This window comes from Sabulicella rubraurantiaca (genome assembly GCF_017355885.1).
GTDB classification, from domain to species: Bacteria; Pseudomonadota; Alphaproteobacteria; order Acetobacterales; family Acetobacteraceae; genus Roseococcus; species Roseococcus rubraurantiacus.
Genome location: NZ_JAFEUU010000003.1, coordinates 103,235 through 121,169, shown reverse-complemented (window position 1 = coordinate 121,169; position 17,935 = coordinate 103,235). Strand labels below are relative to the sequence as shown.

Sequence of the window (17,935 nt, the reverse complement as noted above, 5' to 3'; positions counted from 1 at the left end):
CTAGCGATCCCCTTCCACAAGCTTGCGCGCCGCCGCGACCACCGCGGCCGGCGTGATGCCGAAATGTTCGAACAGCGCCTCGGCCGGCGCGGAGGCGCCGAAGCCCTGCATGCCCACGAAGGCCGAGCGCTCGCCGAGCCAGCGCTCCCAGCCGAAGGGCAGAGCGGCCTCGATGCCGATGCGCGGCGCCGCGCCGAGCACGGAGGCCCGGTAGCCAACGTCCTGCGCGGCGAAAAGTTCCCAAGAGGGCAAGGATACCACGGCAGCGCGGATTCCCGCCTCGGCCAGCGCTTTGCGCGCCGCGACGGCGACCGACACTTCGGAGCCGGTGGCGATCAGCGTCACCTGGCGCTCGCCGCCCTCGGCCTCCGCCAGCACGTAGCCGCCGCGGGCGCAGCGATTCTCGCCCGCCTCCTCGCGCAGGGCGGGCACGCCCTGGCGGGTGAGCGCCAGCACGGAAGGCCCGTCGGCGCGGCGCAGAGCCATCTCCCAGCATTCCGCCGTTTCCATCGCGTCGGCGGGGCGGAAGACGAAGCAGTTCGGGATAGCGCGCAGGCTGGCCAGCGTCTCGACCGGCTGGTGCGTCGGCCCGTCCTCGCCCAGGCCGATGCTGTCATGCGTCAGCACGTGGATGACGCGCTGATGCATCAGCGCCGCGAGGCGCAGCGCCGGGCGCAGGTAGTCGGCGAAGACCAGGAAGGTGCCGCTATACGGGATCAGCCCGCCATGCAGCGCCATGCCGTTCATGGCCGCGGCCATGCCGTGCTCGCGCACGCCCCAATGGACAAAGCGGCCGCCATAATCGCCCGGCCGCACCACCGGGATGCCCTTCACGTTGGTGTTGTTGGAGCCGGTGAGGTCGGCGGAGCCGCCCACCATCTCCGGCACGGCCGGCACCAGGGCTTCGAGCGACTTCTGGCTGGCGACGCGGGTGGCGAGCTTGGGCTTCGCCTCGGCCCATTCCGCGCGCAGCGCGTTCAGCGCCTCGGTCCAGTTCTCCGGCAGCTTGCCGGCGGTGGCGAGCTCGAAATCCGCGCGCATCGGATGCTTGGCGAGGCGCTTCAGCCAGGAGCGGCGCGTGCCGGCGGAACGGCGGCCCGCCTCCTCCCAGCGCCCCTTCAGCCCCTCGGGCACGGTGAAGGGCTCGGCGTTCCAGCCCAGCGCGGACTTCGCCGCCGCGATCTCGTCACCGCCCAGCGGCGCGCCGTGGGAGGCGGCGGTGCCCGCTTTCTTCGGTGCGGCGAAGCCGATGATGGTGCGGCAGGCGATCAGCGTCGGCTTGCGCGAGCGCAGCGCCTGCGACATCGCCCCGGCCAGTTCCTGATGGTCGTGCCCATCCACCCGGCGGACGGCCCAGCCATAGGCCTGGAAGCGCTTCAGCACGTCCTCGGAGAAGGAAAGCGAGGTGTCGCCGTCGATGGAGATGTTGTTGTCGTCCCACAGCACCGTCAGCTTCTCCAGCTTCAGGTGCCCGGCGAGCGACGCCGCCTCGTGGGAGATGCCTTCCTGCAAATCGCCATCCGAGGCGATGACCCAGGTGCGGTGATCCACCAGCGACTTGCCGAAGCGCGAGGCCAGCATGCGCTCGGCCAGCGCCATGCCGACGGCGGTGGAGATGCCCTGGCCCAGCGGGCCGGTGGTGGTCTCGATCGCCGGGTGCTCGCCGAATTCGGGGTGGCCGGCGGCGGGGGAATGCAGCTGCCGGAAGCGGCGCAGCTCCTCGGTGCCCATGCCCGCATGCCCGGTCAGGTGCAGCAGGGAGTAGAGCAGCATGGAGCCATGGCCGGCCGAAAGGACGAAACGGTCGCGGTCGGGCCAGCGCGGATCGGCGGCGTCGTATTTCAGGAACTTGGACCACAGCACCGTGGCCGCGTCGGCCATGCCCATGGGCATGCCGGGATGGCCCGACTTCGCCGCCTCGACCGCATCCATCGCCAGGGCACGGATGGCGTCGGCCATGCGGCGCTCCTCCGTGGCGGGGCGGGCGAGGATGGCGGCCTGGGCTGCCTGCGCCGCCGTGGGTTCGGCGCGCGGCTGGGTATCGGGTTCGGTGGTGGCCAAGGCGATCCTCAGGGTCCGGCGGTGGCCGGGTTCTATTCCCCCGGGGCGGGAGGGGCAAGGGACGGCCCCCGCCCAGTGCCTTGGTTCAGAGGCGGGTGCCCTGAGTGGAGAAGCTGTCCTGCACCGGACGCTGCACCATGCCATCCAGGATGAAGGCGGCGCCGACGGCGATGAGAACAGCGAGGACGATACCCGTCAGGACGGACTTCATGGTTCTGGTTCTTCCCGGTTCAGTGCCGACTGGCTCCAGCTTCCCTAAGGCGGAACAGCGCCCGATCGCAAGAGCTTCTCGGCCTCTGCCAGCTCCTCCGGCGTGTTGGCGTTGAAGAAGGGATCGAGCGGTTCGGTGGGCCATTCCGCCTCTGCCACGCCGATCCGCGCCGTCCAGCGATCAATCTTACGCTCCCCCGCTTCCACCGCCGCACGCAACGCCGGGGCAAGGTCGCGCCGCCACAGCCCGACCGGCGGGTGCGCCCAGCCACCCGAGGCGGCGCAGGCGAGCGGAACCCTCGCCATTTCCCGCGCCGCATGGAGCCGCGCGACGAGGTCACTGGGCAGGAAGGGGCTGTCGCCCGGCACGGTGACCACCCATTCGGCCGGGCTGTTCTCCATCGCGGCAAGGATGCCGGCCAAGGGACCTGGGTGATCCGGCAGCGTGTCGGGCCAGACCGGCAGGCCGAGCATGGCGAAGCGCGCCGGGTCGCCGTTCGCGTTCAGCGCGACGCCGGAGACCTGCGGCGCCAGCCGCGCCAGCACATGCTCCAGCATGGGCTTCCCACCAAGGGGACGCAGCGGCTTGTCCCCGCCCCCCATGCGACGCGCGAGGCCGCCCGCCAGCACCACGCCGAATGTGTCATTCCTCACGGGCATTCTTCCGCCAGTGCTTGGCGCTCTCCTCCTCGACATAGGAGAGGTCGGCATCCCAGATCAGCCGCTCCTCGCCGGCCAGCACGGTGAAGCGCTTGCCCTTGCAGCGGCCGATCAGCGTCAGGTTGGCCTCCCGCGCCAGATCCACCCCCCAGGCGGTGAAGCCGGAGCGGGAGACGAGGATAGGGATGCCCATCCGCACCGTCTTGATCACCATCTCCGAGGTGAGGCGGCCCGTGGTGTAGAAGACGCTGCCCCGCACCCCTTCGCGGAACATCCAGCCGGCGATCTTGTCCACCGCGTTGTGGCGGCCGACATCTTCCATGTAGCAGAGCGGCCGGTCGCCCTCCGCCAGGGCGCAGCCATGGATCGCCCCCGCCTCCAGGTAGAGGCTGGGAATGGTGTTAATGCGATGCAGCAGGCGGTAGAGCTCGCTGGTCCGCAGCCGCGCCTCCGTGTCCAGCTTCACCTCGGCGAAGCCTTCCATCAGGTCGCCGAAGGCGGTGCCCTGGGCGCAGCCGCTGGTGAGCGTCTTCTTCTTCAGCTTCTCTTCGAAGGAGGTGCGCCGCTCGGTGCGGACCACCACCACGCCGAGGTCGTCGTCATATTCCACCACCGTCAGCCGGTCGTCGGCGCGGAGCATTCCCTGGTTTAGCAGGTAGCCCACCGCGAGATCCTCGGGCCGGTCTAGGATGGTCATCATCGTCACGATTTCCTGCCCGTTCAGGTAGAGGGTGAGCGGGCGTTCCACCGTGACGCTGGTTTCCACTGCCGCCCCCGTCTGGTCGCGCCCGGTGACGCGACGGGTCAGGCGGGGGTCGGCGGGGTCGGGCGCGATGCGCAGATCGGGCAGGTCCATGGGATTCATATGGGCCTGCCCGGCCGTCAGATCAGGAACTCGATCAGGAACGGGTTGTCCTGCGCAAGGCTCTGGGCGACGAGATCCGCCAGCTCCTCCAGCGTCGAGGCGGTCGCGGCCTCGACCCCCATGCCGTTCGCCACCTGGACCCAGTTGATGTCCGGATTGCCGAGGTCGAGCATCTGCATCGCGGTCGGGCCGGGATTGGCGCCGACATTGCGGTATTCGCCGATGAGGATCTGGTACTTGCGGTTGGACAGCACGATCGTGGTGATCGGCAGTTTCTCCCGCGCCTGCGTCCACAGCGCCTGCACCGTGTACATGCCCGAGCCGTCGGCCTGGAGCGAGATCACGCGACGGCCGCCGCCGGCCACGGCCGCGCCGGTCGCGACCGGGAAGCCATAGCCGATGGCGCCGCCGCGATTCTGCAGCCAGTCATGCTTCGCGGCGCAATGCGTCAGCGGCGAGAGGCCGCGGCCATAGGTCACCGATTCGTCCACGACGATGGCATGCTCGGGCATCAGCGCCGCGATCACCTGCGCAAGCCCTTCCGGCGAAGGCGCGCCGCGCGGCAGCTCAGGCTTGGGGCCGTTATCGGGCATCGTCACCTTCGGCGCCCCGAGCTCCTCGGCCAGCGCGGTCAGCGCCGTGACCGCGTCCTGCTCCTGGCGCGTCAGGACGGTGATCTCGGCCTTCGGCGGATAGTGGAGCGAGGGATAGTTCGGATAGCCGAAGAAGCCGACCGGCGCCTTCGAGCCGACGAGGATGATCTGCTCATAGCCCTTCAGCCGCTCGATCGCCTGATCGGGCGGATAGGGCACGCGGTCGAGCTGCATGCGGCCCTGGCCGCGCGCGATCTTCGCGTTGGAGGTTTCGGCCAGGATATGCGCGCCCGTATGCGCAATCACCCGCTGGGCCGCGATCTGGCCGGCCTCGGTCAGGGCCGTCGGGCCGCCCAGCAGGATCAGCACGTTCTTCTTCTCGCGCAGCACCTTGGCGGCGTTGCGGATGGCATGCGCCTCGGCCTGCGGCGTCGCGGGCACGGGCAGCGCCTCGGCGACCTGGCCGCCGTCATTCCAGCACGTGTCGGAAGGGAGGATGAGGGTCGCCACCTGACCGGGCGAGGTCCGGGCGGCCTGCACCGCCACGGCGACGTCCTGGCCGACCTCGCTTGCCTGCGTGCTGGTGCGGACCCAGGCGGAAACCCCGCGCGCGAAGCCTTCCGTGTCGGCGGTGAGCGGCGCGTCGAGCGGGCGGTGATAGGTCGCCTGGTCGCCGACGCAATTCACGATGCCCGAATGGGCACGGCGTGCGTCATGCAGGGCGGCGAGGCCGTTGGCGAGGCCAGGGCCGCAATGCAGCAGAGTCACCGCCGGCTTGCCGCTGATGCGGTAGTAGCCGTCCGCGGCGCCGGTCACCACGTTCTCCTGCAGGCCAAGAACGCAGCGCATGCCCGGAACGCGGTCGAGCGCTGCGACGAAATGCATCTCGCTGGTGCCGGGATTGGCGAAGCAAACTTCGACGCCGCTCTTGAGCAGCGAGTGGACCAGGGATTCGGCACCGTTCAACGGGGGCACTCCTTCGCTGAAGAAAAGTTTAAGTGGACGCGGCGGGAGCCTCCCCCGAAGATGGTCACGCCGCAAGACGGGGGGCAGGAACGTGACCAGGGTGATCGTGCTCGGGTTCCTGATGGGGGCCTTGTCTGTCGCCATCTTCCACCAGGGCACGCTGTTCCTCCTGTTCCACTACGCCAACGCCATCCCCGAGGCGGCGCAGGTGGTCGGCCGGGCCCCGGCGCCAGGCTGGGACCTGTCACGAATGATGCCGAATCCGCCTTTCGGCCTGCCAATGCCGCTCCTTTTCAGCCAGATGTTCTGGGGCGGGGTGTGGGGCATCGTCATCGCGGCGGTGCTGCGCGGGACCCCCGCGCCCGACCTTCTCACCGGCTTCCTCATCGGCGCCGTAGGCTGCACGCTGGTGGCCGTGACGGTGGTGGCCGGGCTGAAGGGCCTGCCGCTCTATGGCGGGGGCAATGTGCAGAACCTGCTGCGCGCGGCGCTGATAAACGGGGCCTTCGGCTGGGGCACCGCCTTGCTGCTGCGCCCGGCGAAGCTTCGGGAATTTCGCGCTCTGCCCATGCACCAGGGCCAGGCGGCCCGGGGCTGAGGCATCCCGCGCGAAGAGGGCTTCTGGCGCGGCGCCGAATCCGGCTGTAATCCGCGACACCATCCAGGGAGCCGCCCCATGCCTCGATTCCGGGTGAACCGCCGTGCCGCGCTCGGCCTCGCCGCCGGGCCACTCCTCCTGCCCATCGCGGGACGCGCCCGCGCGCAGGGGATGGAGCGCCTGTCCTTCCTCACCGACTGGCGCGCCCAGGCCGAGCATGGCGGGTTCTACCAGGCCCAGGCCGCCGGTCTCTACCGCGCGGCAGGGCTGGAGGTGGAGCTCCGCACCGGCGGGCCGCAGATCAACCCGGCGCAGCTTCTGGTCGCGGGGCGGGTGGACATGTCCATGGGCTCCTCGCTGGAAAGCTTCAACTACGTGCGCGAGGGGCTGCCCTTCCTGACGGTCGCGGCGATCTTCCAGAAGGAGGCGCAGGTGCTGCTCGGCCACCCCAATACGGGGCTGACCGGCTTCGAGGCGCTGCGCGGCCGCACCATCCTGATCGGCGCCCAGGCGCGCACGACGTGGTGGCCCTTCCTGCGCCGCAAGTACGGGCTGCGCGATGAGCAGGCGCGGCCCTACACCTTCAACCCGCAGCCCTTCCTGGCCGACCGGATGCTGGTGCAGCAGGGCTATCTCGGCTCCGAGCCCTTTACCCTGCGCCAGGCGGGGGTGGACCCGGTGGTGCTGCTGATCGCCGATGCGGGGTTCGAGAACTACAACACTACCATCCAGATCGGCCGGCAGACGATGGAGCGGCGGCGCGAGGCAGTGCAGCGCTTCGTGGACGCGACGCTGCAGGGCTGGGCGCAATACCTGGACCCCGCCACCAACGTCGCCGACGCCCATGCGCTGATCCGCCGCGACAACCCGGACATGCCGGAGGCGCTGCTGGATTACGGCCGCCGTATGATGAACGAGGCGGGCATCGTCCGCTCTGGCGACGCGAACGAGTTGGGCATCGGCGCCATGACCGAGCCGCGCTGGCGCCGCTTCTTCGAGAGCATGGCGGAGGCGGAGGTGGTGCCGCGCGCCCTCGACTGGCGTCGTGCCTTTGACCTGTCCTTCGTCAACAAGGGGATCGGGCGCGGGTGACGGGGGACGCGCCGGTTCCGTGACGCTGCTGCGCCTGTCCGGCATCGGCCACCGCTTTCCCAATGGCGTGAGCGCGCTGGAGGGTGTTTCCCTGGACGTGGCGCGGGGCGAGCTTCTGTGCCTGCTCGGCGCCTCGGGCTGCGGCAAGTCCACCTTGCTGCGCATCGCCGCCGGACTGATCACGCCGACCGAAGGGCAGGTGGAATGGCCGGAAGGCCGACCGCGCGAGATCGGCTTCGTGTTCCAGGATCCGACGCTGATGCCCTGGGCGCGGGCGCTGGACAACGCCGCCCTGCCGCTGCGCCTTGCCGGCATGGCGCGGGCGGAACGCGAGGCGCGCGCCGAATCCGCCTTGGCCGCGCTGGGGCTGCGCGACTTCGAGCGTGCCCTGCCGCGCGAACTCTCCGGCGGCATGCGGATGCGCGTCTCCATCGCTCGCGCCCTGGTGACGGAGCCCGATCTGCTGCTGATGGACGAACCCTTCGCCGCGCTGGACGAGGTGGCGCGGATGCGGCTGAACGACGAGATCCTGGCGCTGAAGCAGGCGCGCGGCGTGTCCGTGCTGTTCGTCACGCATTCCTTGCTGGAGAGCGCCTACCTCGCCGACCGCCTCGTGGTGCTGGCGCCGCGCCCGGGCCGCGTTTCCGCCGAGCTGCGCTTCGATGCCGCGCCGCGCGGCCCCGGCTTCCGTGCCACCTCCGGCTTCGCCGCGCGCCTGGCCGAGGCGACCGCAGCGCTGGAGGCGGCGTCGTGACGGAGCGCCTCGCCCCCGCGCTGCTGGGAATCCTCGTGCTGCTGGGATGGGAGGTAGGACTGCGCATCTTCGCCGTGCCGCCCTGGATCCTGCCGGGGCCGGCCGCCATCGCCGAGGCGCTGGTGGCGGATTGGCCGCTGCTGTTCCGCTCCCTGCTGGCGACGCTGCGGGTCGCGCTGCTGGCGCTGGCGCTGGCGGTGGCGGCGGGGGTGCTGCTGGCGGTGATCTTCGCGCAGTCGCGCTGGCTGGAACGCGCGCTGTTTCCCTATGCGGTGATCCTGCAGGTGACGCCCATCGTCGCCATCGCGCCGCTCATCCTGATCTGGGTGGACAGCGTGACGGTGGCGCTGCTGATCTGCGCCTGGATCGTCGCCTTCTTCCCCATCCTTTCCAACACCGTGCTGGGGCTGAACAGCGCGGATCCGAACCTGCGCGACCTTTTCCGCCTGCATGGCGCGACGCGCTGGCAGACGCTGCGCCTGCTGCGCCTGCCTTCCGCCCTGCCCTTCTTCCTGGCGGGGCTGCGCGTGGCGGGCGGGCTGGCGCTGATCGGCGCGGTGGTGGCGGAGTTCGTGGCGGGGGCGGGCGGCGCGGGCTCCGGCCTCGCCTTCCGCATCCTAGAGGCGGGCTACCAGCTTCGCATCCCGCGCATGTTCGCCGCCCTGGCGCTGATCTCCGTCGCGGGCATCCTCATCTTCGCGGCGCTGGGCTGGGTGCAGCGCCGCGCGCTGCGGCGGTGGGGGACAAGCGAGGAATAGCGCCGCTGGAGCGTGATCCGCCAGGACATATCTCGCTCCAGCCATCTTTGCGAGACTGATTCACCGCCTCGGTGATTTCACCTCGGCGGATCAGGCTCTACTGCACTGTGATGTTCTTGGTGCGGATCACCTCGCTCCATCGCTGAAGGTCGCCTTCCATCACGCGCCGCAGCGCCTCGCCATCGCCGCCGACTGGCGTGGCGCCTTGCTGGAGAAAGCGCTCGCGCACCTCGGGCAGGGCGACGATGCGCGCCACCTCCGTCTGGATGCGCTGCACCACCGCCGGGTTCATCCCGCGCGGGCCGAGCAGCCCGTACCAGAAGGAATAGGGGAAATCGAAGCCCTGCTCGCGCGCCGTGGGCACGTCCGGCAGGACGGGGATGCGGCCGCCCGTGGTGCCGATGGCGATGGCGCGCGCCCGCCCCTCGCGCACCGCGCCCAGCACGGTGGGCGGCGCGGCGATCAGGAAGCCGACGCGCCCGGCCAGCAAATCGGTGAAGGCCGGCCCCATGCCGCGATACGGCACGTGGGTCAGCTGGATGCGCGTGAGGTCCTGCAGATACTCCGTGTAGAGATGCGGCGAGGAACCAGCGCCCATGGAGCCATAGAACCCCGCCCCCTCGCCCTCACCGCGCCGCCCTTCCACGTAGTCGCGCAGATTGCGCGCGGGGCTGTTGCCCGGCACCACGAAGACGGTCGGGTAGTCCACCACCAGCGAGATCGGCGTGAAATCCGTACGGATGTCGAAGCCGAGATTGGGATAGAGCGGCGGCGCGGTGGCCAGCGAGTTGTCGGTCAGCAGCAGCGTCGTCCCGTCGGGCGGCGAGCGCACCACCGCGGTCCAGCCGATCACCCCGCCCCCGCCCGAGCGGTTGTCCACCACGAAGTTGCCGCCCGTCGCCTCACCCAGGCGCTGCGCCAGGAGGCGCGCGACGAAATCCGAGGTGCCGCCGGGCGGATAGGTGACCAGGATGCGGACCTGCCGGTTGCCCGGCCACGCCTCCTGCGCGGCAGCGGGCAAGGCGGGCAGCAGCAGCGCAGCGGCGGCGAGCAGCAATCGGCGGATCATGGGTTCCTCCTGTCCTGTGCCGGTTCCTCCGGCTTCTTCGGGGGTGCATCGGCCACCGGTCGCGGCGGCCGCGCGAGGCAAAGCCAGCACATCAGCCGAGCAGTCGGCGGGAGGCGATGTCCGCCCCCTCGCGCATCGAGCGCAGCTTGGCCCAGACCACGTCGGGGGCGACGCGGCCGCGCCCGGCGGCGGTGTCGAAGCCGCAATCCGTCCCGGCCATGAGGCGGGTCGGATCGCCGATGCTGTCGGCAATGCGCTCCAGCCTTTCGGCCACCACCTCCGGGTGCTCGACGAAATTGGTCAGCGTGTCGATCACCCCGGCGACGAGATACTGGTCGGAGGCGAGCGGCAGGCGGCGGAAGGCGCGGTGCTCATGCGCGTGGCGCGGATTGGCGAAGGGCAGCACGAAGCCCGCGACCCGCGCCTGGAGGATGGTAGGCAGGATCTCCTCCAGCGGCACGTCGGCATCATGCGGGGCCTCGTAATTGCCCCAGCACACGTGCAGCCGGATGCGGTCGCGTGGCAGTCCCTCGATGGCGCAGTTGATCGCCGTCACCACCTTCTCGCAAAAGGCGATGAAGTTCGCGAGCGGCTCGTCCCGGAAGGAAGCATGGCGTTCGAGGGCGAGGTCGGGGCAGTCGAGCTGGAGGGTGAATCCCGCCTCCAAGATTGCGGCATATTCGCTGCGCAGCGCGGTCGCCAGCGCCGCGAGATATGCTTCCTCGCTGTCGTAGTGGCGGTTCTGCACCACGGCTGCGACGATGCCGGGCGAGGGCGCGGCCAGGAAGGCGCCGGCGATGCGGTCGCGCGCCGGTTCCAGCGCGGCCTGGAACTCCTCGCACTCGGCGCGCATCGCAGCCTCGCCCACGTAGCGCACCGGGCCGATGGCGGCGGGCAGGTTCGTCGTCATGCTGGCGGTTTCCTTGCCGGCGTAAGCAGCCTGCAACTCCGCCTTGAACTCCGGATAGGCATCCACGTCCTGCCAGCCGGTGCGGCGGCTTTCGCCGCCCAGTCCGGTGAGGCGATCGCGCAAGTAGAGAACGAAGGATTCGCGCCCCTGCTCGCCGTTGTTGGGGATGTCGATGCCGGCACCGACCTGCTTCGGCACGATGGATTCCACCGCCGCGCGGGCGGCCTGAACGAGCGCGGCTTCGTCCACCGCTTCGCCCCGCGCGCGGCGAGCATGGAGCTGGGTCAGGGCGCGCGGGCGCGGCAGGCTGCCCGTGTGCGTGCAAAGGATACGCGTTCCGTCCGGCCGCAAGCCCGTTTCCTCCATCATCGTCGCGCCACTCCACCGCATGCGGCGGGGTGGCGCAATGGCGGTGCCTCAGCGGCGCAGCCGGTCCAGCGTGCCCGCGGCGGCGGCGCTCGCCATGGCATCGGCGTCCTCCGCCAGCAGCAGGCGCTCCGCCACCAGGCGTTCCGCCGCCTCGCGCACCGCGGCGACATAGGCATCGGGGGTCGGGTAGCGCTCCTCCAGCGAAGGGCGCGGGTCGCGCTGCGCCTCGCGCTCCGCCCGCGTCGCGGCGAATGGCACGACGCCGCCGGTGTTGGTGCAAAGCGCCCCGGCGCCGAACCCTTCGGCGCGCGGATTCCAGCCGAGATAGGTGGCGCGCGGCACCTCGATGGCCGGGACGCGGATGCCACCCAGCGCATTGCCATCCGCGTCGGCGCGCGGCAGCAGCACCGCGTATTCGCCGCGCACCGCGGGCGGCATCACATTGTTGTCCACGAGCTGCGCGGGCGCATGGCTGCCTGTGTAGCCGAGGCCGGGAATGGCGGCGTAGAGCCCTTCCGGCGCGGCCAGCGTGCCGTGGGCGCGCATGGGGAAGCGGCTGGCGGGCGGCTCCACCCCCTCGCGCATCCAGCGCTCCATCGCCACCATCAGGGCGCGCAGCGGCGCCCCGGCCTGGAGCGGGTTCACCGGCAGGGCGCAGCGATCGCTCCGCGCCACCGTGGCGGAGGCGAGGGCGAAATGCGGATGTCCGGTCAGCGCATAGGCCCGCACCTCGGGCGGCAGGTCGAGGTGACGGCCGCGCGTGTCGGTGACGAGCAGCGAGGCGCGGGCGCCCCAGAACTCGTATTCGCTGTCGGTCTGCATGATCAGCGGGCAGGTGCCCGTGATGCGGCAGCGGCGCAGCAGCCCGTCGCGGCGGCCGGTCAGGTGGTCCTCCGACTCTGCATAGGCGAAGGGGAACTGGTCCACCGGGTAGTGGCGGTCGCCATGCGGCGTCGGGTTGCGGCTGGGCTGGGCGAAGCGCGCATTGGTGAAGGAGCGCCGCGTGCCCGGGATATGCGGCAGCATGACGTCATAGACGCGCCGCCCCGCCTCGTCCTCGTTGAAGCCGCCATGCAGGAAGTCGCGCACCACGCGACCGGATTGGGAGACGCCGTGCAGGATGGCGCGGTCCACCGAGACGCGGCCGTCGCGCGCCAGCGGGTTCTGCAATCCCTTCTCCCAGCGCAGGAAGGAGGCGATGTCGCGGAAGGCGGCGAAAGCCATGCCCTGCACGGTCGGGTCCTTCGCCTCATAGATGAACTCGTAGAGCGCGGCGGCGTCGAAGCCCTCGGGGCGCGTGATCTCGATGCGGCGGTCGTCGAGGAAGCGGAAGGACAGGCCCGCCGGCGTCTGCCGCGCATCCTCGGTGCGCGCGCGCACGGTCAGCGTCGCGCCCTCCCGCCGCGCGGCGGGATAGGTGAGGGTCGCGGTAACCGGGCTGGTGCGGTTCTCGAACAGGAACTCCTCGCGCGAGGGAGCGGTGATGCCCGGCACCACCGGGGCTTCCATGCGGATGCCGGCGCCGCGCCCCTCGCCGGGCGGGATGTCGCTCTGCCAGCCCACCCAGACGATGCTGTAGCCCTGGCGCAGCAGGAAGCCGTTGCCCGGATTGCGCCCGAGCATGAGGTCGTTCGCTGCCGCGTCGTGATAAAGCTGCCCGGCCAGCTCGCGCCCGCGATTGGGCACCTCGACCAGCAGCGTGCCGTTGCCGCGGAACGGATCGGCGGGGCGGAGGATCACCGCCTCGGCCACCGCCTCCACCTTGCCCTGGGCGTTGCGCAGCGCGAGGCCGAGGTCAGCGATGCCGGCATTGCGCGCATCCTCGGGATCGAGGGCGATGGTGACGCGCGCAGCGATGCGCTCATAGGCGCCGGCGGAGCCGAAGCTCCGCCCCTCGAAGACGGGCTGCGGCGGACCAGAGGGCTCGAAGCGCAGCACCTCGGCCGCGGCCGGGGATGCGAGAAGCGAAAGCCCGAGCAGTGCCCCGGCAGCGCGTGGCGTCATTGGCGTGTTCCTCCGGGTGCGATGCTAGACACGGAAGGCCGCGCCGGGAAACGCCCCTACGGATCAGGATCTAGCCCCGCCCCGCCAGCAGCGCCGCATTGCCGCCCGCAGCGGCAGTGTTCACCGTCTCCACCCGTTCCAGCGCGAAGCGGCGGAGGTAGTCCGGCCCACCCGCCTTGGGGCCGGTGCCCGACAGCCCCATGCCACCGAAGGGCTGCGTCCCCACCACCGCGCCGATCATGGAGCGATTGACGTAGCTGTTTCCCGCCGGCACCGCGTCCAGCACCTCCCGCGCAAAGCTCTCGTTTCGGCTCTGCACGCCGAGGGTGAGGGCGAAGCCGCTCGCCGCAACACCGGCCAGGGTCTCGCCCAGCGCGTCGCGCCGCCAGCGTACGACATGGAGGATGGGGCCGAACACCTCCTCGCGCAGATGCTCCGGCCGCGCGATCTCGAAGATGTGCGGCGCGACGAAGTGCCCATCCCTGGGCGCCGCGCCGTCCAGGATCACCTTCGCCTCGCCGCGCATGCGCGCGATATGCGACAGGAGGCGCTCCCGCGCCTCGGCATCGATGACCGGGCCGATTTCCGTCTGCGGCTCGGCGGGGTGGCCCAGCGCCAATTCGCGCGCTGCGCCTGCGATCATCGCCAGCATGCGGTCCGCCACGTCGTCCTGCACGCAGAGCAGGCGCAGGGCGGAGCAGCGCTGCCCGGCGGAGCGGAAGGCGCTGGCGCAGACATCGTCCGCCACCTGCTCCGGCAGTGCCGTGGCATCCACGAACATCGCGTTGATGCCGCCTGTCTCGGCGATCAGCGGCACGATGGGGCCGTTCTTCGCCGCCAGCGCGCGGTTGATGCGCCAGGCCGTGTCGGTGCCGCCGGTGAAGGCAACGCCCGCGACGCGAGGGTCCTCCACCAGCGCCGCGCCCACCGCCCCGTCGCCGGGGACGAGGTGCAGCGCCCCCGCCGGGATGCCGGCCCGGTGCAGCAGCGCCACGGCACGGGCGGCGACCAGGGGCGTCTGCTCGGCAGGCTTCGCCACCACCGCATTGCCCGCGGCCAGCGCCGCCGCCACCTGGCCGAGGAAGATCGCCAGCGGGAAGTTCCAGGGCGAGATGCACAGCCACGCCCCGCGCCCGTGCCGCGTCAGCACGTTGCTTTCCCCGGTCGGGCCGGGCAGCGCCTCGGGGCGGAAGAGACGTCGCGCGCCATTGGCGTAGAAGCGCAGGAAATCCGCCGCCTCGCGGATCTCGGCCACGCCGTCGTCGAGCGTCTTGCCGCCCTCCCGCGCCAGCAGGGCAAGGAAGGCGTCGCGCTCCGCTTCCAGCAAATCGGCCGCCCGCTCCAGCATCGCGGCGCGCTGATCGGGCGGCGTGCGGTCCCAGCGCGGGGCGTAGGCATGCGCCGCCGCCATGGCGCGCGGCGCCGCCTCGGCGGATTCGGTCACCGTGCCGATGACGCGCCCGGTCGCGGGGTCATGCAGCTCGCGCGTCGCGCCGGGCAGGACCTGCCCATCCACCAGTGGCGCGGCGTGCCACGGGCCGTTCTCGCGCCGTACCCCCTCCACGAGGCGGCGCAGGCTGGCGGCGTGGCCGAACTCCACGCCGCGTGAATTGGGCCGGTCGCCGTAGAGGTCGCGCGGCAGCGGCAGGCTGGGACCGCCCTCGCGCGCCAGCGCCGCCTCGGGACGCTCCAGCAGGCGCTCCACCGGCACGGCGGGATCGGCGGCAAGCGAGACAAAGGAGGAGTTGGCGCCGTTCTCCAGCAGTCGCCGCACAAGATAGGCGAGCAAGTCGGCATGGCCGCCCACCGGCGCATAGGTCCGCACCGCGACCTCGGGGCGGAGCTTGCGCAGCTCGGCATAGAGCGCGTCGCCCATGCCGTGCAGGCGCTGGAACTCGAAGCCCTGCGCGTCGCCCGCGCGCTCCAGGATGGCGGCGACGGTCAGTGCGTTGTGGGTGGCGAATTGCGCGAAGATGCGCGGGCGCATCCGCAGCATCCGCGCGGCGCAAGCCATGTAGGCGAGGTCGGTGGCCGGCTTGCGCGTCCAGACCGGGTAGCCGTCCAGCCCGCGCTCCTGCGCGCGCTTCACCTCTGTGTCCCAATAGGCGCCCTTCACCAGCCGGATCATCAGCCGCCGGTCCAGCCGCTCCGCCAGCGCCTCGGCCCAGTCGAGCACCGCCATGGCGCGCTTGCCATAGGCCTGCACGGCGAGGCCGAACCCGTCCCACCCGGCCAGTTCCGGATCATCCAGCGCGCGCTCCATCACCTCCAGCGAGAGTTCCAGCCGGTCCTGCTCCTCCGCATCCACGGTGAAGTTCAGGTCGTGGGCGCGGGCGGCGCGCATCAGCCGGTTCAGCACGGGGACCAGTTCGCGCAGGACGCGCGGGCGGGCGGTGGCGATGAAGCGCGGGTGCAGCGCCGAGAGCTTCACCGAGATGCCGTGCCGTGCCGGCAGGGGCGCATTGCCCGCCGCGCGGCCGATCGCCTCGATGGCCTCGGCATAGGAACGCTCGTAGCGCCGCGCATCCTCCTCTGTGCGCGCGCCCTCGCCCAGCATGTCGAAGGAATGGCGGAAGGCGCGGCCGGCGGGCGAGGCCGCGCGGCCCAGCGCCTCCTCGATCGTCTGGCCCAGCACGAAATGCCCGCCCAGCAGCTTCACCGCCTGGCGCGTGGCCGTGCGCAGCGCGGGCAGGCCGATGCGCCGCCCGAGCGCGGCCAGCACGCCCTCCGGCGTCTCGCCGGGGCGGATCACCCGCACGGAGAGACCGAGCGCCCAGGCCGAGGCGTCGCCCAGCCAGGTGCCGCCCGTGCGCGGATGCGCGAAATCCGCGGAACCGAGGCGGTCCTCGATCAGCCGGTCCGCCGTCTCGCTGTCCGGCACGCGCAGCAGCGACTCCGCCAGCACCATCAGCGCCAAGCCTTCGCGCGTGTCGAGGGCGTACTGGCGCAGCAACTCCTCCACCCCGCCCAGGCCGCTGCCCGTCCGCACTGCGGCGACGAGGCGGCGCGCCAGCGCGTCCACCGACGCCTCGCGCTCGGGCGGCAGGGCTGGAAGCGCCTCGCGCAGCGGAGCGAGGGCGGCGTCCTGCGGCGGGGCGTAGGGGGCGAGGAGGCCCGGAGCGAAATCCGGTGTGGGGGCGAGGTCCATGACGGGTCCAGCGTGGTGTCCTTCCCAAACTGAACCGGGAACGGGCGGGCTTCATCCCTTTCTGGCGCTGGCGGGCCGCGGAAAACCCGGCCAAAATCCTGTCTCACCGGGGAAACTGCGCGTGATCGACGATACCGACCGGCGCATCCTGCGCCTTTTGCAGAAGGAAGGGCGGATCAGCCTGTCCGAACTGGCGGAGCGAGTCGGGCTCGGCGCCACCGCCACCTCCGACCGGCTGCGGCGGCTGCAGCGCGACAGCTATGTCCTGGGCTTCGGCGCGCGGCTGAATCCGGCCCTGCTCGGACGTGGCCTCCTGGTCTTCATCGAGGTGAGGCTGGAGCGCACGACGCCCGACGTCTTCGAGAGCTTCGCCCAGACGGTGCGCCGCGCGCCCGAGGTGCTGGAATGCCACATGGTGGCGGGCGGCTTCGATTACCTGCTGAAGACGCGGGTGGAGGACATGGCGGCTTATCGCCGCTTCCTGGCCGAGGTGCTGCTCGCCCTGCCCGGGGTGCGCGAGACGCACACCTTCGCGGTGATGGAGGAGGTGAAGGCGACGGCGGAACTGCCGATCTAGCTCCCAGCCCGCTCCAGCAGCGCCGCCGATGCTCGGTCGAACACCCCGTCCCAGGCCAGCGGCCCCGGCGCCATGCGGAACAGCCGCATGGAGGGATACCAGGGGCAATCCTCCCGCCCCGTCAGCCAGAGCCAGTGCGGCGCGCGGCCCAGCAACACCCAGACCGGCCGGTTCATCGTGCCCGCGAGATGCGCCACCGCGCTGTCGGTCATGATGACGAGATCGAGCAGCGTCAGCGCCGCCGCCGTGTCGGCAAAGTCGCGCAGATGCGGCGCGAGGTCGGTGACGGCGCCGCGCATCTTGTGCTGCGCCAGTTCCGCCTCGGGCGGTCCCTTCTGCAGGGAGAAGAGCCGCACCCCGGGCCATTGGAAGGCGTCGAGGAAGCGCCCCAGCGTCACGGCACGCCAGTGGTTGGAGCCGAAGGTGACGGAACCGGACCAGATGATCCCGACCTTCAGCCCCGGCCCCACGATATGCGGCCGCAGCCGTTCCAGCCGCGCCTCCTCGGGCGGCAATGCCGGCAGCGGCGCGACGTGGGGCGAGAAGAGCCCGGGCAGCGAGCAGACATGCAAGTGGAGATCGGCCGCCACCTCGGCGCCGGGGGCGACCACCTCATTCACCAGCGGCGCCACCAGCGCGGCGAGTTCGGGCTTCGCCTCCATGACGACGCGCCCGCCGCGCTCCCTCACCCAGGGCAGGTAGCGCAGGATCCAGATCGTGTCGCCGAAGCCCTGCTCGGTGAGCAGCAGCAGCGTCCGCCCCTCGAAGCGCGAACCGTCCCAGCGCGCGCCGGGGCGGGGCCGGTCGGGGACGAGGCCGGTAGTGATGCGGCACTCATACTCGGCGAAGCCGCGGCGCAGATCGCCCGCCGCCAGCCGCGCGCGGGCGAGGTTCCAGGCCGCCTGGGGGTGGCCCAGCCGCAGCGCCGCCTCGTATTCCGGAATCGCCTCCTCATGCCGCTCCGCGCGGGTCAGTGTGGTGGCGAGGTTGTAGAAGGCGGTGCCGTTCTGCCCCTGCAGGGCCACGGCGCGGCGCTGCGCCGCCACCGCCGTCGCATCCAGCCCCTGCGCGGTGAGGGTGTTGCCGAGGTTGCTCCAGATCGCGCCACGCCCGGGGTCGAGGCGCAGCGCGGCGCGGTAGCAGCGTTCCGCCTCCGGGTAGCGGCCGGCACGGGCCAGCACCACGCCCAGGGCGTTGTGCGTCTCCGGGTCACGGGGGGCGGCCCGGACCGATTCGGCGGCCAGTGTCACCGCCTCTTCCAGCCGGCTTTCCTTCAGCAGCGCTTCCAGCCGCTCCATCCG

The 17,935-nt window shown here is 71.5% G+C and carries 15 protein-coding genes; 5 read left to right on the top strand and 10 right to left on the bottom strand.

Features of this window, described 5'->3' with window-relative positions; translation table 11 throughout:
• The 5 genes from tkt to JTJ31_RS07310 all read right to left on the bottom strand — a co-directional run bounded on the left by tkt (window position 1) and on the right by JTJ31_RS07310 (window position 5,364).
• Window positions 1-2,061, bottom strand: a complete 2,061-nt coding sequence (tkt, locus tag JTJ31_RS07325) for a transketolase (RefSeq protein WP_408015392.1) — start codon at window positions 2,059-2,061, stop codon at window positions 1-3.
• An 85-nt stretch (window positions 2,062-2,146) separates the two neighbouring features.
• The gene (locus JTJ31_RS24950; RefSeq protein WP_268957016.1) at window positions 2,147-2,272 is read right to left on the bottom strand and encodes a hypothetical protein; all 126 of its coding nucleotides are present in this window, start codon (window positions 2,270-2,272) and stop codon (window positions 2,147-2,149) included.
• A gap of 44 nt (window positions 2,273-2,316) precedes the next feature.
• Window positions 2,317-2,931, bottom strand: coding sequence for a molybdenum cofactor guanylyltransferase MobA (gene mobA, locus JTJ31_RS07320; RefSeq protein WP_207537982.1), 615 nt, complete (start codon window positions 2,929-2,931; stop codon window positions 2,317-2,319).
• On the bottom strand, window positions 2,915-3,796 hold the full coding sequence (gene fdhD / locus JTJ31_RS07315; protein ID WP_457852404.1) for a formate dehydrogenase accessory sulfurtransferase FdhD: 882 nt from the start codon (window positions 3,794-3,796) through the stop codon (window positions 2,915-2,917). The genes mobA and fdhD overlap by 17 nt, the downstream gene beginning before the upstream one ends.
• 17 nt (window positions 3,797-3,813) lie before the next feature.
• Window positions 3,814-5,364 carry an acetolactate synthase large subunit gene (locus JTJ31_RS07310; protein WP_328805692.1) on the bottom strand — a complete coding sequence of 517 codons (1,551 nt, stop codon included), beginning with the start codon at window positions 5,362-5,364 and terminating at the stop codon, window positions 3,814-3,816.
• 91 nt (window positions 5,365-5,455) lie between these two features.
• Here JTJ31_RS07310 and JTJ31_RS07305 point away from each other — a divergent pair, with 91 nt between their 5' ends.
• The 4 genes from JTJ31_RS07305 (at window position 5,456) to JTJ31_RS07290 (ending at window position 8,557) form a co-directional block, all read left to right on the top strand.
• Window positions 5,456-5,953: a hypothetical protein gene (locus tag JTJ31_RS07305; RefSeq protein ID WP_207537980.1), complete on the top strand. Its 498-nt coding sequence runs from the start codon at window positions 5,456-5,458 to the stop codon at window positions 5,951-5,953.
• Window positions 5,954-6,031: 78 nt separating this feature from the next.
• On the top strand, window positions 6,032-7,045 hold the full coding sequence (locus JTJ31_RS07300) for an ABC transporter substrate-binding protein (RefSeq protein WP_207537979.1): 1,014 nt from the start codon (window positions 6,032-6,034) through the stop codon (window positions 7,043-7,045).
• A 19-nt stretch (window positions 7,046-7,064) separates the two neighbouring features.
• The gene (locus JTJ31_RS07295) at window positions 7,065-7,799 is read left to right on the top strand and encodes an ABC transporter ATP-binding protein (protein WP_207537978.1); all 735 of its coding nucleotides are present in this window, start codon (window positions 7,065-7,067) and stop codon (window positions 7,797-7,799) included.
• Entirely contained in the window at window positions 7,796-8,557 is a 762-nt protein-coding gene (locus tag JTJ31_RS07290) for an ABC transporter permease (RefSeq protein ID WP_207537977.1), read from the top strand. The genes JTJ31_RS07295 and JTJ31_RS07290 overlap by 4 nt, the downstream gene beginning before the upstream one ends.
• 97 nt (window positions 8,558-8,654) lie before the next feature.
• On the opposite strand, the gene JTJ31_RS07285 is transcribed toward JTJ31_RS07290, so the two are convergent.
• The 4 genes from JTJ31_RS07285 to putA all read right to left on the bottom strand — a co-directional run bounded on the left by JTJ31_RS07285 (window position 8,655) and on the right by putA (window position 16,057).
• Window positions 8,655-9,626 carry a Bug family tripartite tricarboxylate transporter substrate binding protein gene (locus JTJ31_RS07285; RefSeq protein ID WP_207537976.1) on the bottom strand — a complete coding sequence of 324 codons (972 nt, stop codon included), beginning with the start codon at window positions 9,624-9,626 and terminating at the stop codon, window positions 8,655-8,657.
• A gap of 91 nt (window positions 9,627-9,717) precedes the next feature.
• Complete coding sequence (locus JTJ31_RS07280) at window positions 9,718-10,905, bottom strand: uroporphyrinogen decarboxylase/cobalamine-independent methonine synthase family protein (RefSeq protein ID WP_207537975.1); 1,188 nt, start codon at window positions 10,903-10,905, stop codon at window positions 9,718-9,720.
• A 48-nt stretch (window positions 10,906-10,953) separates the two neighbouring features.
• The gene (locus JTJ31_RS07275; RefSeq protein ID WP_207537974.1) at window positions 10,954-12,909 is read right to left on the bottom strand and encodes an alpha/beta hydrolase domain-containing protein; all 1,956 of its coding nucleotides are present in this window, start codon (window positions 12,907-12,909) and stop codon (window positions 10,954-10,956) included.
• Window positions 12,910-12,979: 70 nt separating this feature from the next.
• Entirely contained in the window at window positions 12,980-16,057 is a 3,078-nt protein-coding gene (putA, locus tag JTJ31_RS07270) for a bifunctional proline dehydrogenase/L-glutamate gamma-semialdehyde dehydrogenase PutA (RefSeq protein WP_207537973.1), read from the bottom strand.
• 121 nt (window positions 16,058-16,178) lie between these two features.
• Between putA and JTJ31_RS07265 the strand changes: the two genes are divergently transcribed.
• The gene (locus JTJ31_RS07265; protein ID WP_457852403.1) at window positions 16,179-16,634 is read left to right on the top strand and encodes an Lrp/AsnC ligand binding domain-containing protein; all 456 of its coding nucleotides are present in this window, start codon (window positions 16,179-16,181) and stop codon (window positions 16,632-16,634) included.
• Here JTJ31_RS07265 and JTJ31_RS07260 read toward each other — a convergent pair.
• Window positions 16,631-17,932, bottom strand: a complete 1,302-nt coding sequence (locus JTJ31_RS07260; protein ID WP_236019998.1) for a tetratricopeptide repeat protein — start codon at window positions 17,930-17,932, stop codon at window positions 16,631-16,633. The two genes, JTJ31_RS07265 and JTJ31_RS07260, sit on opposite strands and share 4 nt — an antisense overlap.
• Window positions 17,933-17,935 lie beyond the last annotated feature (3 nt).